The organism is Streptomyces sp. NPDC020965 (assembly GCF_044333555.1).
In the GTDB taxonomy this organism is placed as follows: domain Bacteria; phylum Actinomycetota; class Actinomycetes; order Streptomycetales; family Streptomycetaceae; genus Streptomyces.
This window is the reverse complement of the sequence record NZ_JBIRRE010000002.1, coordinates 327124-341657: the sequence shown is the minus strand read 5'-3', so window position 1 is coordinate 341657 and position 14534 is coordinate 327124. Positions and strand designations below refer to the sequence as shown.

At 70.8% G+C, this 14534-nt stretch carries 12 protein-coding genes; 4 read left to right on the top strand and 8 right to left on the bottom strand.

Annotation, left to right across the window (positions count from 1 at the left end; translation table 11 throughout):
* Nucleotides 1–129: 129 nt before the first annotated feature.
* Complete coding sequence (locus ACH4S7_RS08430) at nt 130–483, bottom strand: hypothetical protein (RefSeq protein ID WP_398520330.1); 354 nt, start codon at nt 481–483, stop codon at nt 130–132.
* A 257-nt stretch (nt 484–740) separates the two neighbouring features.
* Between ACH4S7_RS08430 and ACH4S7_RS08425 the strand changes: the two genes are divergently transcribed.
* Nucleotides 741–1790: an NlpC/P60 family protein gene (locus ACH4S7_RS08425; protein ID WP_398520704.1), complete on the top strand. Its 1050-nt coding sequence runs from the start codon at nt 741–743 to the stop codon at nt 1788–1790.
* Between the two features lie 153 nt (nt 1791–1943).
* Here the strand turns inward: ACH4S7_RS08425 and ACH4S7_RS08420 are convergent, their stop codons facing one another.
* The 3 genes from ACH4S7_RS08420 to ACH4S7_RS08410 all read right to left on the bottom strand — a co-directional run bounded on the left by ACH4S7_RS08420 (nt 1944) and on the right by ACH4S7_RS08410 (nt 4416).
* The gene (locus tag ACH4S7_RS08420; RefSeq protein ID WP_398520329.1) at nt 1944–2204 is read right to left on the bottom strand and encodes a DUF397 domain-containing protein; all 261 of its coding nucleotides are present in this window, start codon (nt 2202–2204) and stop codon (nt 1944–1946) included.
* 227 nt (nt 2205–2431) lie between these two features.
* Nucleotides 2432–3124 (bottom strand): LuxR C-terminal-related transcriptional regulator, encoded by a 693-nt coding sequence (locus ACH4S7_RS08415; RefSeq protein WP_398520328.1) that lies wholly within the window; start codon nt 3122–3124, stop codon nt 2432–2434.
* Nucleotides 3121–4416, bottom strand: coding sequence for a PspC domain-containing protein (locus ACH4S7_RS08410; RefSeq protein ID WP_398520327.1), 1296 nt, complete (start codon nt 4414–4416; stop codon nt 3121–3123). Before ACH4S7_RS08410 ends, ACH4S7_RS08415 begins: the two co-directional genes overlap by 4 nt.
* 453 nt (nt 4417–4869) lie before the next feature.
* Here ACH4S7_RS08410 and ACH4S7_RS08405 point away from each other — a divergent pair, with 453 nt between their 5' ends.
* Nucleotides 4870–6087 (top strand): PspC domain-containing protein, encoded by a 1218-nt coding sequence (locus ACH4S7_RS08405; RefSeq protein WP_398520326.1) that lies wholly within the window; start codon nt 4870–4872, stop codon nt 6085–6087.
* The gene (locus ACH4S7_RS08400; protein WP_398520325.1) at nt 6074–6379 is read left to right on the top strand and encodes a hypothetical protein; all 306 of its coding nucleotides are present in this window, start codon (nt 6074–6076) and stop codon (nt 6377–6379) included. The genes ACH4S7_RS08405 and ACH4S7_RS08400 overlap by 14 nt, the downstream gene beginning before the upstream one ends.
* Nucleotides 6380–6467: 88 nt before the next feature.
* On the opposite strand, the gene ACH4S7_RS08395 is transcribed toward ACH4S7_RS08400, so the two are convergent.
* A complete protein-coding gene (locus ACH4S7_RS08395) occupies nt 6468–7271 on the bottom strand; it encodes a class II aldolase/adducin family protein (RefSeq protein ID WP_398520324.1) in 804 nt (267 codons plus the stop codon).
* A 276-nt stretch (nt 7272–7547) separates the two neighbouring features.
* Nucleotides 7548–9134 carry a glutamine-hydrolyzing GMP synthase gene (gene guaA / locus ACH4S7_RS08390; protein ID WP_398520323.1) on the bottom strand — a complete coding sequence of 529 codons (1587 nt, stop codon included), beginning with the start codon at nt 9132–9134 and terminating at the stop codon, nt 7548–7550.
* Between the two features lie 303 nt (nt 9135–9437).
* Here guaA and ACH4S7_RS08385 point away from each other — a divergent pair, with 303 nt between their 5' ends.
* Nucleotides 9438–9812 (top strand): chorismate mutase, encoded by a 375-nt coding sequence (locus ACH4S7_RS08385; RefSeq protein ID WP_398520322.1) that lies wholly within the window; start codon nt 9438–9440, stop codon nt 9810–9812.
* Between the two features lie 803 nt (nt 9813–10615).
* Here ACH4S7_RS08385 and ACH4S7_RS08380 read toward each other — a convergent pair.
* Nucleotides 10616–12460 (bottom strand): GMC family oxidoreductase N-terminal domain-containing protein, encoded by a 1845-nt coding sequence (locus ACH4S7_RS08380; protein ID WP_398520321.1) that lies wholly within the window; start codon nt 12458–12460, stop codon nt 10616–10618.
* 119 nt (nt 12461–12579) lie between these two features.
* Nucleotides 12580–14319: a succinic semialdehyde dehydrogenase gene (locus ACH4S7_RS08375; RefSeq protein ID WP_398520320.1), complete on the bottom strand. Its 1740-nt coding sequence runs from the start codon at nt 14317–14319 to the stop codon at nt 12580–12582.
* Between the last annotated feature and the right edge of the window lie 215 nt (nt 14320–14534).

Here is a 14534-nt window from a genome sequence, read left to right as displayed (position 1 = left end):
CAGGTCGATCACAGCAGGTCGCCCCCCGAACTCGTCCGGTCACCGTGCGAGGGCTTCGCACTCCTGGCCGATCTTGAGGTCGGACGCGCTCGGGTCCGGACCGCCGCGATCCTCAGACCGCCGCGATCCTCAGGTCCAGACCGTCGCGATGAAGATGTTCGTGACCGTCAGTCCGCCCACGGCGCCGAACAGCGGCTTCTCCACGGTCTCCTCGTCCCGCTTCACATAGACCAGGCCCAGGATCACCACCAGGACCGCCATTTTGATGCCGATCTTTATGTTGTTCACCGTCTGATCGTCGGCCTGATTCAGGCCGACCAGCGCGACGCCCGTGATCAGCATCATCAGCGCCCCGTGCAGCATCGCCGGGCCGAAACGGGCCGTTCCGGCCCCCATCGCCTTCATCTGCGTGAGGAATCCGCCCAGCAAGGACGCGATGCCGATGATGTGCAGGGCGACGAAGACATTGATGAGTACATCCATGGCGCGGAGCCTAGCCCTGCCCGTATCACCGCCCTTGAGGCAGGTAAGCCTCATCTGCCGCATCGGTCACAGTGGTGCGACAAAGAGATCCACTCCGGCCATCGCGCTCACATAAAGCGGAGCATGATGTCCACCTTTGACCAGAATCCGTCCTTACGCCGCATACCCGTGACGTCGAGGCTTAGCGTCCTGCCGAGGACCCCGTGACAGACAAAAACGGCAAGACGGAAGCAAGACGGAAGGACGTGGACGGCCTCGTGGCTGCGCACCGGAAGCATCGGAAGCCCAGGAAACCCAGGCAGTATCCGTTCACCGGGCAGGCCGCCCGGACCGCGACCACCATCGCGCTCGCCGGTGCGGCCACCGCCACCGCGTTCAACGGCACCGGGCAGGCCGAGCCCACGCTCACCCCCGCGCAGATCAAGGCCAAGGTCGACAAGCTGTACCAGGAGGCCGAGGCGACGACGGAGCGGTACAACGAGACCAAGGAAGAGAGCGCGCGCGAGCAGGAGTCGCTCAACCGGCTGCGGGACGAGGCCGCCCGCCGCACCGACCGGCTCAACGCCTCCCGCAACGCGCTGGGGTCCATCGCCACCGCCCAGTACCGGGCCGGGACCATGGATCCGGCGGTACGGCTCGCCCTCACCTCCGCGCCGGACGAGTATCTGAACCGCGCCTCGGTCGCCGAACGCGTCGGCGACCGGCAGTCCGCCGCCGTCTCCGGAGTGCGCCGCCAGTTGGTGGAGATCGCGCAGGTCAGGGCGCGGGCCGAGGAACGCATGGCGGACCTCGGGGACCAGCGGGCCGAATTGGCACGCCACCGCGCCACGATCAGCCGGAAGCTGACGTCCGCCGAAGGACTGCTGAGGAGGCTGACGGCCGCTCAGCGAGCCGACTACCGGGCGGCCGGCACGGACAGGGGCGGGTCACCCTCGGCGCACCGGGTCCAGGCCCCCAACGCGCGGGCCGCGCAGGCCGTCTCGTACGCGCACGGGGCGATCGGGAAGCCGTACGTCTGGGGCGCGACGGGGCCGGGGGCGTACGACTGCTCGGGGCTGACCCAGGCGGCCTGGAAGGCAGCCGGAGTCTCGCTCCCCCGCACCTCGTACGCACAGATCAACGCGGGGCAGCGGGTGGGGCGATCCGAACTCGCCCCCGGTGACCTGGTCTTCTTCTTCGAGGGCGTCAGCCATGTCGGCCTCTACATCGGCGACGGCAGGATGATCCACGCACCGCGTCCCGGGGCGCCCATCCGGATCGCGCCGGTCGACCAGATGCCCTTCGCCGGGGCGACCCGCCCAGCCTGACCAACCCGCCCCGGCCTGCCTGACCGACCCGACCCGGCCTGCCTGATGCCCGACCCGACGCGGCCTCGGTCCATGTCTGGCGCGTTTTTGGCAGACCGGCGTACGGGGACGGGACGGGGGTGCCCCCCGGCGAGCGGGGGGCCGGTCGGTCGCTCAGTCCCCCTGGAGCGCCGCGTACGCGACGAAGACCGTCCAGGCGCGGGGGCCGAGCCCCAACTGCGGGCCGCAAGCGTTCTTGGAGTCGCGGACCCGGACCGTACGGGCGTGGGCGGCGACCTCGACGCACTGGCCGGCGCCGCTCGCACTATGACTGGACTTGCGCCAGCGGACGGCCCCCGCGCCTCCACCGCCGCTCGTGCCGCCACCGCCGGTGTCGGCACAGCTCGATGTGATCCCGTGCAACAGGCCGCTCATAGCCCCTCCGCCAAGTCTTCGATGAGCCGCGCGGGCTCCTCGGCGCTGAGGGCCTGGGCGCGGACCGTGCCATGACGCTCAAAGAACACACCGACCTTAGCCGGGTCCCCTTAAGACGGCAGGGCGTTCCGCAGCACCGGACGGCCGGAAGTCGACTCCCCCGCTCAGCCGCTCGCAAGCGGCATCCGCGCTCGCGCCCTCGTGGCGGGCGCGGATGTCAGCCCGGGTCAGACCAGCCGACGGGCCGTCGCCCACCTCGTCAGCTCGTGACGGTTCGACAACTGAAGCTTGCGCAGCACGGCGGAGACATGCGACTCGACCGTCTTCACCGAGATGAAGAGCTGTTTGGCGATCTCCTTGTAGGCGTAACCCCGGGCGATCAGTCGCAGCACCTCGCGCTCTCGCTGGGTGAGCCGGTCGAGGTCCTCGTCGATCGGGGGCGCGTCCGTCGAGGCGAAGGCGTCGAGGACGAAGCCGGCCAGCCTCGGGGAGAAGACCGCATCGCCCTCCTGGACCCGGAAGATCGAGTCCACCAGATCCGTGCCGGTGATCGTCTTGGTGACATAGCCGCGGGCGCCACCGCGGATCACCCCGATGACGTCCTCCGCCGCGTCCGAGACGGAGAGCGCGAGGAACCGCACCGGATCCTCCACCGCCGCCATCATCGAGGCACAGCGCCGCAGCACTTCCACCCCGCCGCCGCCCGGCAGATGGACGTCCAGCAGGACGACCTCGGGGCGGGTCGCCGTGATCACGGTGACGGCCTGGTCCACATCGGCGGCCTCGCCGATGACCTCCACGCCCGTCCGATCGGTCTGGCCGATCTCCGCCTGCACTCCCGTACGGAACATCCGGTGGTCGTCGACGAGCACCACCCGCACCCGCCGCTCCACGCTCTCCTCCGTCGCATCGGTCGTCATTCGTCCGCCGCCCTCTCCATCTCCAGCTCCACTTCCGTGCCACCACCGGGTGCCGGACGGAGTCGAGCCGTACCGCCGTTGCGCTGCATCCGGCCGATGATCGATTCCCTGACGCCCATTCTGTCGTCAGGCACGGAGTCCAGATCGAAACCCGGCCCCCGGTCCCGTACCGACACATAGACGGTACGACCGTCGACTTCGGCGAAGACCTGGACCGCGCCGCCCTCGCCACCGTACTTGGCCGCGTTCACCATCGCCTCGCGCGCTGCTTGCATCTGCGCCACCAGCCGGTCGTCGAGCGGGCAGTCACCGACGACCACGACCTCCAGCGGGACGCCGTGCTTGTCCTCGACCTCGGCGGCGGCCTTCTTCACCGCCTCCGCGAGGGTGTCCGGCTCCTCGTCCTCGTCCTTGCCCGTCCCCTCGGGCTTGTAGAGCCAGTTGCGCAGCTCACGCTCCTGGGCGCGGGCGAGGCGGCGGACCTCGCCCGCGTCGTCCGCGTTGCGCTGTATGAGGGTGAGGGTGTGCAGCACCGAGTCGTGGACGTGGGCGGCGACTTCCGCCCGCTCCTGGGCGCGGATACGCATGGTCCGCTCCTCCGAGAGGTCCTGTGTCATCCGCACCAGCCAGGGTCCGGCGAGCAGCGCGACACCGGCGATCACGGCGATGGCGGCGGTCAGCACATTGCCGAGTTGGGCGGCCGAGCCACGGACCACCATGAAGACGGTGATGCCCATACCGACGAGGGCCACGCCGGCGAGCGCGCGGGCGAGCCGCAACAACCCGCGCCGGCGCCCGGTCTCGGTCCAGCGGGCCCGCCGGGCGTTGTCCGCCTGCCGCCACACCAGGACCACACCGGCGCCTATCAGCAGCGTGGGCCAGACATAGCGGTTGGTCCCACGGCCGGAGTCGAGATTGCCGACGAATATCGCGGCACCGACGATCAGTGCCACCATCGCGAACAGCTGCCCCGCGTCGGGCTTGCGGAGCCGGCGCCGGCCGTCGGCGGTGACCTCGAAGACGGAGCGCGGCTCGGTCACCTTGCCGCCGACGCCGAGCGGAACGACGATCCAGAAGACCGCGTACAACAGCACGCCGAGGCCGTCGGCCATGAAGAGGCCGAGGAAGACCAGCCGGACCCAGATGACGGGCAGACCGAGATGGCCGGCGAGCCCCCGGGCCACACCGCCGAGGAGGCGGCCGTCGGCGCTGCGGTAGAGCTTGCGCGGCGGTGCTTCCTCGGGCGCGGCGGCGCGCGAGGATGTGGCGGGTCGAGGCATGGCGGCGGGCATGGTTCGATCGTCACACGGGCTGCGGCGCGGCGACATCAGGGGCGACCCCGAAACCGACCCCTAGACACCCCCGTGAACCGATCGGGAATCAGGGATGGATATCAGGGAAGGGCCAGGGTCGACTCGGGTGCCATCCACGACCTCGGCCCGTCACCATGGACGTATGACTCAGCCGACCACCACGGCGTGCCGGGAGATGGACGTATGAACGGCCCGACCACTCCGCGGGGCGCGATGCCGGAAGGACCGTCCGGCCCGGAGCCGGCGCGGACCGACGCACGGCGGAAGCCGGCCGGCGCCGAGCCGGGCCCGACCCACGCCCGGCCGGCCGGACCGTCCGCGTCTCTGGGGGCTCCCTCGGAGCGCCGCGGAGCTGATCCGGGCGCGCCGTCGGGCCCTCGTCCGGAGCCGCCGCCGCCTGGCGGGCCGCCCGAGACCCGCCCCCTGCGCCGGATGTCCCGCCAGAAGATGCTGGGCGGTGTCTGCGGCGGCCTCGGCAGGTACTTCGACATCGACCCGGTGATCTTCCGGATCGTGATCGGTGTCCTCGGAGTGACCGGTGGTGTCGGCCTGATCTTCTACGGCTTCGCCTGGCTGCTGATCCCCCTGGAGGACGAGGAGGAGAACGAGGCCCGCCGCCTGCTGACCGGGCGGGTCGAGGGGGCGGCCCTCACCGCGCTGTTCCTGGCCCTCATCGGCTGTGGACTCTTCCTCACCATGTTGAACAGCGGCGGCACCCTCACCTTCGCCGCGATGCTGGGTCTCGCCGTGTCCGGCGCCGCGGTGTGGTCCCTGCGGCGCCGTTCCGTCACCCCTGACAGCGGCCCGCTCGACGCGGCGACGGCCCACGCGGTCGCCGAGGCGCCGCCGGAGACCAAGGCGCCGCCCGCGCCCGACAGCCCGTCGTGGTGGCGGGACCCGGTCACCAAGGACGGCACGACGGGCCCTCCGACCGGCTATCTCTGGGGCCCGGACGACGGAGCGGACCCGACGGGCGCGGCACAGGAGAAGGGCCCGTCGTCGGCGGGCACCCCAGGTCCGCGCTGCATCGGCGGCACGGTCTTCACCCTGGCGATGGTCGCGGGCTTCCTCGGCATCCGGCTGAGCTGGGAGACCGGTCCGCTGGGCACCAGCATCCAGATCGGGCTGGTCTGCGCGCTGGGTGTGTTCGGCCTCGGGATGGTGATCAGTTCCTTCCTGGGCCGTACGGGCTTCGGCACGACACTGATGACGGCGATCACGGCGGTCCTGCTGGCGGGCGCGGCAGCGCTTCCGAAGCAGATCACCACGGAGTGGGCGCGCACCGAGTGGAATCCGTCCTCCATCACCACGGTCCAGCCGCGGTACGAGCTGGGGGCGGGGATAGCCACCCTCGACCTCTCCACCCTCACGGTCCCCGGCGGACAGACGGTTTCCACCGGGGCCGAGGTCGGCGCCGGCCGACTCAAGGTCCTCATACCCAAGGACGCCTCGGTGAAGTTGCAGGTGGAGGCCGGTTTCGGCGATATCAAGCTGCCGGGCGAGGCGAAGAAGAACGACATCGACATCTCCCCCGACCAGAAGCGGCAGCTAACGCTGCCCGCGCCCAAGGGCGCGAAGCCGTCGGGCACGCTTGAGTTGAGTCTTGAAGTCGGCGTCGGACAGGTGGAGGTCAGCCGTGCCACGACATGAGTCCGAGGACTCACGGAAGAGCCGCCCGGCGATCGCGCACGAGTTCAGTCCGGGCCGCGCCGTCCAGGGTGTGGCCGCCCTAACCGCGACCCTGCTGTACGCGGGTGACGCGGGCGACCTCTGGCAGATCCCGTGGTTCGTGGTCCTCCCGGTCGTCTTCGGTGGTCTGGCCCTGGCCGGGGCGGTGACCTTCGCACACCAGGACGTACGGCGCCGCCGCGCCGCGACCCGGGCGCCGAGTGAGGGGCCGGAGTCCCCGGCGAGCACCAGCGGCGGCCAGGCCGTCCCGTAGGCCGAGGGAGGTCCGGCCCCGGCCCCGGGGCCCGTCGCCCAGGGCGTATGGCCGGAGCAGCGCTGCCCCCGGGGCGGTGGACCGGGGCCTAGCCGGCCCGTCCGGGCCCCGTGTCGTCCACCTGCCGCCACAGTGGCTGGTAGTTGATCCAGGCGACCAGATCGGTGCCGAGCTGCTCCCGGGTGGCGACCGCGTCCCGGTGGTCGATCAGCAGCGGTTTGCCCGCGGCCCGGGCGGTGAGCTGGACCTGGGCGCAGCGTTCCATGGAGATGAACCACCAGGCGGCGGCGTCGACCGAGTCGCCGACGGTCAGCAGCCCGTGATTGCGCAGGACGACACCTTTGTACGGCCCCAGAGCGGTGGCGATCTGCTGTCCCTCCTCCTCGTCGACGATCACTCCGGTGTACCGGTCGACCAGCGCGTGGTCCTCGTAGAAGGCACACGCCTCCTGGGTGATCGGCTCAATCAGCTCGCCGAGCGCGGCGAGGGCCCGCCCATGGACGGAGTGGGTGTGGGCGACGGCGACGACATCGGGCCGGGCGCGGTGCACCTGGGCGTGGACCACGAAGGCGGCCTGATTGACGTGGTACCGCCCGGCGACCACCTGCCCGCGCTCGTTCACCAGCACCAGATCATCGGCGGTGATCCGCGTAAACGGCATCCCGAACGGGTTGACCCAGAAGCAGTCGGCGAATTCCGGATCCCGTGCGGTGATGTGGCCAGACACCCCTTCCTCGTACCCGAACCGGCCGAAGAGGCGCAGCGCTCCGGCGAGCCGGGACTTGCGGTGGGCGCGCTCCGCGGCCGGGGAGTCGTGCACCGGGGGGAGGGCGAAGCGCAGCCGGTCGACGGGGATCGGCGCGGGCGAACCACTCAGCGACATCTCGGTCATGGGGCGGAAGGTAGCGCCGGACATCACAACTGACCAGAGCGCGGCCCGGCGAAAGATCGATGCGGGCCCGGCGAGAAGCTGCCGAAAGATCGGCACGGATCGGACGAGAGACCGGTGGGAGACCGGCGCGGGGTCCAAGCGAAAGGCCGGTGGGAGACCGGCGCGGGGTCCAAGCGAAAGGCCGGTGGGAGACCGGCTGAAGGCCGGTGGCGGGACGCGGCAGAGCCGCCACCGGAGACGGTGGCGGCTCTGCCGGACGGCTTCAGCGGCTGGGAGTCACTCCCACTCGATGGTGCCCGGGGGCTTGCTGGTCACATCCAGCACCACCCGGTTGACGTCGGCGACCTCATTGGTGATGCGGGTCGAGATCTTCGCGAGCACGTCGTACGGCATCCGCGTCCAGTCCGCCGTCATGGCGTCCTCGGAGGAGACGGGGCGCAGCACGATCGGGTGTCCGTAGGTGCGGCCGTCACCCTGGACGCCGACACTGCGGACATCGGCGAGGAGTACCACCGGGCACTGCCAGATCTCACGGTCGAGACCGGCCGCTGTCAGTTCCTCCCGGGCAATAGCGTCGGCCTCGCGCAGCAGGTCAAGACGGTCGCGGGTGACCTCGCCGACGATCCGGATGCCGAGGCCGGGGCCCGGGAAGGGCTGTCGCTGGACGATCTCCTCCGGCAGGCCCAGCTCCTGTCCGACCATGCGGACCTCGTCCTTGAAGAGCTGGCGCAGCGGTTCGACGAGCTCGAACTCCAGGTCCTCGGGGAGCCCGCCCACATTGTGGTGCGACTTGATGTTGGCGGTGCCGGTGCCGCCGCCGGACTCGACCACGTCCGGGTAGAGGGTGCCCTGGACGAGGAACGCGACGTCCTCGCCGTCGGCCGCGCCCTCGGCCACGATCTCGGCCTGCGCCTGCTCGAAGACGCGGATGAACTCGCGCCCGATGATCTTCCGCTTCTCCTCGGGGTCGGAGACCCCGGCGAGCGCGCTCAGGAATCGCTCCTGTGCGTCGACGACCTTGAGCTGGACACCGGTGGCCGCGACGAAGTCCTTCTCGACCTGCTCGGTCTCGCCCTTGCGCATCAGCCCGTGGTCGACATAGACGCAGGTGAGCTGCGAACCGATGGCCTTCTGCACGAGCGCGGCGGCGACGGCGGAGTCCACCCCACCGGAGAGGCCGCAGATCGCGCGCTTGGTGCCGACCTGCTCACGGATGATCGCCATCTGCTCATCGATGACATTTCCGGTGGTCCAGGTCGGTTCGATGCCCGCGCCCCGGTACAGGAAGTGCTCCAGGATCTGCTGCCCGTGGGTGGAGTGCATCACCTCGGGGTGGTACTGGACGCCGTACAGCTTCTTCTCGTCGTTCTCGAAGGCGGCGACCGGCACGACGTCGGTGGACGCGGTGACGGTGAAGCCCTCGGGCGCGGCGGAGCAGGCGTCGCCGTGTGACATCCACACCGGCTGCTCGGTCGGGGTGCCCTCGAAGAGGGTCGAGCCGGCCTTGGTGACATGCAGGGGGGTACGTCCGTACTCCCGCGCGCCGGTGTTGTCGACGGTGCCGCCGAGCGTGGTCGCCATCAGCTGGAAGCCGTAGCACATGCCGAAGACGGGGACCCCGGCCTCGAAGATCGCCCGGTCGAGGCGCGGAGCGGCCTCGGCGTAGACGGAGGACGGCCCGCCGGAGAGGATGATCGCCTTGGGGTTCTTGGCCAGCATCTCGGCCACCGGCATCGTGGCCGGGACGATCTCGCTGTAGACCCGGGCCTCACGGACGCGACGGGCGATGAGCTGGGCGTACTGCGCGCCGAAGTCGACGACGAGTACGACATCGGGCGCGGCAGCGGGGGGCGCTGATGACACTGGCGGCCTTCCGGCGATGGGGTTCGGTTCGACCAATTCTACCGAGGTGTGGGAGGGCTTCTTGTCTCATCATCCGGGCCGCCCGTTGGTTCGGGGCGGGGGCCGGGGCCATAATGTGCCCATGTTCACGCAGCTAACCTCCGTCTTTACCTATGGCACCCGGCCCGTCCGGCTGCCATGGTCGTGCTGCTTGAGCAACTGACAAGCGACTTCCCAGGCGCCCCGGGCCGACAGGCCCGGGGCGTTCTGCTGTTTCCGGGCCGGTCGACTCCGGGGTGACGTGACACACAGGAGCCCAGAGACATGACCACCCCCCAGACGACCCAGACGACCCAGACAGCGCAGCCGACCCGGGCGACGGCACCGGCGAAGACCGGCACGAGGACCGGCACGGAGAAGACGGTGGTGGAGAAGACCGGGGCCCGCACCGAGGACGCCGCGCAACTGATCGCAGGCGCCCGTGACCGGATCGACGCGCTGGACGACCGGATCATCGGACTCGTACAGGAACGGATGGCGGTGTCGGCGGTGATCCAGGAGGCGCGTATCTCCTCCGGAGGCCGACGCGTGAACCTGTCGCGCGAGATGGAGGTCCTCAGTCATTTCCGCGATGCCCTCGGCAAGCCGGGTACGCCGCTGGCGATGACGCTGCTGGAGCTGTGCCGGGGGCGGATCTGAGTTCGGACGCGCTCTCACTCGTACGGCGCGTGACCGCCCACCGCAGGACTTCGTTGGTACCGATGTCCGTGCCAGCCAGGCGCGGGGCCTGGAAGGAAACCACGCGTGGCTCCCCGCCGGAGCGTGTGACGTACCTACTGGTGCGTCGTGGGACCTCGCTCCGGCGCATGTGACCGGTCGGCAGGGGACAGCAGCCCGGTCACTCCACGCGGTCGGCTCCGGGGACGCCCGGAGCCGACCGCGATCCGGCCCGCTACGGCCGCCGACCGCGATCCCGCTCCTCACCGCTGGGGACTCGCCGGATCCTCGGGGCGGCGCACCGCTCCCGCCACGCGGCCCGCTCCCGTCATGCATGCCGCTTCCGTCATGCATCCCGCTTCCGCGTGTCCGCGAGCCCGTCTCGTACGGCGCCGACCAGGACGGTCGCGGCTCGGCACGCTCGGCACTCTCGGCACGCTCGGCCCGCGGCACCGTCGACCGGGCGCCCGCCGCCGTCGATCAGGCACCCACAGGGCGGTGTGACCCATGCCACATCAAGTTCCCGTCCTGCCGGGCGCAACCCTTGCACCCATCCACGGGTCAACCATGCGTACCGACAGCCTCACCCGTGCGTCTCCATCTCGGAACGGCCCCAGGGCACTCACGCACGACAAGGCTCAGTGGGGCCGCTGCACTCGGAGGGGGGTGCAGCGGCCCTCCTGTGTGTACGACCCCTCTGCGTGTGCGGCCCTGCGGGCGACTCCAGGCGTACGGCTCCGTCTGTGCGGCTCCGCGTGCGCCCCGGCTCGCACGGCGGCCGGTCCTCAGTTCGGAGGCGGAAACGTCGGAGGTGGACTCGTCGGGGGCGGACCCGCTGCGGGCGGAAACGTCGGCATCCCCAGGAACGGCAGCCGCAACTCCCCGAACGCCCCCTCCGGCACCACCGGCGACACGGGCCGCACCGGAGTCAACCGTACGTACTCCGCTCCCGGCGTCGGACGGGTATCGCTCTCGCCCTTGTTCGGCCACAGGGACATCGCCCGCTCCGCCTGGGCCGTGATCGTCAGGGACGGGTTCACCCCGAGGTTCGCCGACACCGAGGCGCCGTCCACCACCGACACCCCCGGATGGCCGAAGAGCCGGTGGTACGGGTCGATCACGCCCGACTCGGCTGTCGCGCCGATCGGGCAGCCGCCCAGGAAGTGGGCGGTCAGCGGGGTGCCCATCAACTCGCCGACGTTGGAGCCGGCGAAGCCGTTGATCTCCTCCGCGAGCAGCGACGCCGCCCGGGTCGCCTCCGGGATCTGGGTCGGGTTCGGCGCGCCGTGCCCCTGCCGGGCCGTGAGGAGCCCCTTACCCAGTCCGCCCGGTTTGCGGTAAGTCGTCAGGGAGTTGTCCAGGGACTGCATCACCAGACCGATGATCGTCCGCTCGGACCAGCGGCGGACCGAGAGCGACCGCACCGCCAGCACCGGATGCCTGGCCATGTTCCCGAGCCAGCCGGCCGCTCGCCCCCGTACCCGGTACGGCACCTGGAGGATCGTCAGTCCACCCATCGCGTTGGAGCCCTTGCCGTAGCGCACCGGTTCGATGTGGGTGTTGGCGTCGGGGTGGATGGAGGAGGTGATGGCGACCCCCCGGGTGAAGTCCACCCGCTCCCCGCCGTGGCGCCGACGGTAGCGCCGGTCGTCCGTCTGCGCGCCGACCAGCGCCTCCGAGTTGGTGCGCGTCAGCTCGCCCAGCCGGGCCGAGATCCTCGGCAGCAGCCCGGTGTCCTTCATCCGGTGCAGCAGGCTCTGTGTCCCGTACGTACCCGCGGCGACGACCACCCGGCCCGCCGTGAACGTCCGCCCCTTCCCCTTCCGCCGCCGGTCGCTGGGCAGTGTGCCCACCGCGAAGCCGCCCCGGGCGTCCTCGGTGAGGGTGACGACCGTCGTCATCGGATGGACCACCGCGCCCGCCCGCTCGGCGAGATGGAGATAGTTCTCGTTGAGGGTGTTCTTCGCGCCGTGGCGGCAACCCGTCATGCACTCGCCGCACTCCCGGCACGCCCGCCGCGCCGGACCCGCTCCCCCGAAGTACGGGTCGGCCACCTCTTCGCCGGGGGCCGCCGACACGGCGCCGTCGGCGTCGCCGCCGTCGCCGAAGAACACCCCCACCGGCGCGCGGTGGAAGGTGTCACCGACGCCCATCGCCCGCGCCGTCGCCCGGAGGTGCACGTCGGACGGTGTCATCGTCGGGTTGAGTCGGACGCCGAGCATCCGCCGCGCCTGGTCGTAGTACGGCTTCAGCTCCTCCTGCCAGTCGGTGATGTCCTTCCACTGCGGATCCTGGAAGAACGCCGTCGGCGGTACGTAGAGGGTGTTGGCGTAGTTCAGCGAACCGCCGCCGACGCCCGCGCCCGCCAGCACCATCACCTTGCCCAGCAGATGGATCCGCTGGATGCCGAAGAGTCCGAGCGACGGGGCCCACAGGAAGTTCCGCAGGTCCCATGAGTTCCTGGGCAGGGTCTCGCGGGTGAAGCGGCGGCCCGCCTCCAGCACGCCGACCCGGTAGCCCTTCTCGGTGAGCCGCAGCGCGGCGACCGAGCCGCCGAACCCCGAACCGATGACGATCACGTCGTAGTCGTACGTGGCACCACGCCGGGCGGACCCGGACACCTCGGACATCGCTCTCCTCACCAGGTGGAAACGTGTCGAACGGGGATCGGCGACGCGTCGACGGAGGATCGTCGACGAGGGAAGCGGAAACGGGGAGCAGAAAAAGGGGGGATCAGCGACGGCGGGGATCAGCGCAGCCGCAGCGCCTTCATCACTCGCAGCGAACGGCTCATGAAGGCCGCGTACTTCTCATCGTCCATGCCGAACGCCGGTGCGAGTGGGACCAGCCGCTGCTCGGCGACCGTCTGCGCCTCGGTGTACTTGAGGATGCCCTCCGAGCCGTGCCGCCGCCCCAGACCGGAATCCTTCATTCCGCCCATGGGTGACTGGACACTGCCGTACGCCGCCGCATACGCCTCGTTGATGTTGACCGTGCCCGCCCGCAGCCGGGCGGCGATCTCATGCCCGCGCCGGCCGTCGCGCGTCCAGACGCTCGCGTTCAGCCCGTACGCGGTGGCGTTGGCCCGCTCGACGGCCTCGTCCTCGTCGGTGAAACGGTAGATCGAGACCACCGGACCGAAGGTCTCCTCCGTGCAGACCGCCATCGGCGGCTCGACGCCGTCGAGAATGGTCGGCTCGTAGAACAGCGGGCCGATGTCGGGGCGCGGCACACCGCCCGTGATCACGGTGGCGCCCTTCGCCACCGCCTCGTCCACATGACGGGTGACGGTCTCCAACTGGCGCTCACCGACGAGGGAACCCATGTCCGCCCCGTACGAGAGGGAGGCGCCGAGGCGCATCGCCCGGGTACGGGCCGCGAACCGCTCCACGAAACGGTCGGCCACCGACTCGTGCACATACAGCCGCTCGATGGAGATGCAGAGCTGTCCGGCCGACGAGAAACAGGAGCGGATCGCGCCGTACGCGGCCTTCTCGATGTCCGCGTCGGCCAGGACGAGCATGGCGTTCTTGCCGCCGAGTTCGAGGGAGACCCCGATCAGCCGGTCCGCCGCGCCCCGCGCGACCTCGCGGCCGGTGCGGGTGGAGCCGGTGAAGGAGACGTAGTCGGCGTGCCTGACGACCTCGGGGCCGACGACCGGGCCGTCGCCGAGTACCACCTGAAAGACCTCGGCGGGCAGCCCCGCCTCGATCAGCAGGTCACGGGCCCAGAGCGCGGTCAGCGCGGTCTCGGTGTCGGGCTTCATCACCACCGCGTTACCAGCGACGAACGCGGGCAGCGCATCGCCGACGGACAGCTCCAGCGGGTAGTTCCAGGGGGCGATCTGGCCGATGACGCCGCGCGGGTGGCGCAGTTCGGTCGTCCTGGTGAGCACCGGGACGACACCCGTGTGGCGGCGGGGGCGCAGATAGGCGGGCGCGCGGCGGCCGTAGTGGCGGGCGGCGAGCGCGACGGCCTGCACCTCCTCATGGGCGTGCAGTCGGGCCTTGCCGGTCTCCAGTTGGACCAGGTCGAGAACCTCCGCCTGGCGTTCCAGCAGCAGATCGTGGAAGCGCAGCAGGACGGCGGCGCGGACCCGGACCGGGGTCGCGGCCCAGACGGGCTGGGCGGCGCGGGCGCGCTCGTACGCCAACGCCACGTCCTCGGGCGTGGACTCGGGCAGATCGGCCAGCTTCTCGCCGGTGAAGGGCGTGTGGTTGGCGGTACGGCGGGAGCCGATGACGCCACGGATGAGCTGGGCGACCACCTCGGGCGTGACCACATCGGCGGCGGTACGGGCGCCCGGCGGTGCGGGGGCGGTGGGGTTGGTGGGGTTGGTGGGGTTGGTGCCCACCGGCTCGGGGGTCACCGGCTCGGGGGTCACCGGGCCGCTGTCCACGGGCTCGCCGCCGGTGTGGTCGGTCCCGGGGGCGGCGGCGGGGGCCACCGATTCCGCCTTCGCTGCCTTCGCTGCCTTCGACTCCGTCATACGACCGAGCGTATGTCCCCGGAGACACATGCGATACCCGCGGGTAACAGCTTTTGGCGGGGGCTCCGGGGAGCGCCGTCAGTGAAGGATTGACGACGCCAGTGATTACTGGCACATAAGCCCTGATCAGCGGCTTGTGGGCGGCAAGGGCAGCCGAAGGAGGCGGGGACAGCACCGGGAGACACCCCAGCCAGCGCGCGCGGGGCGACCCGACC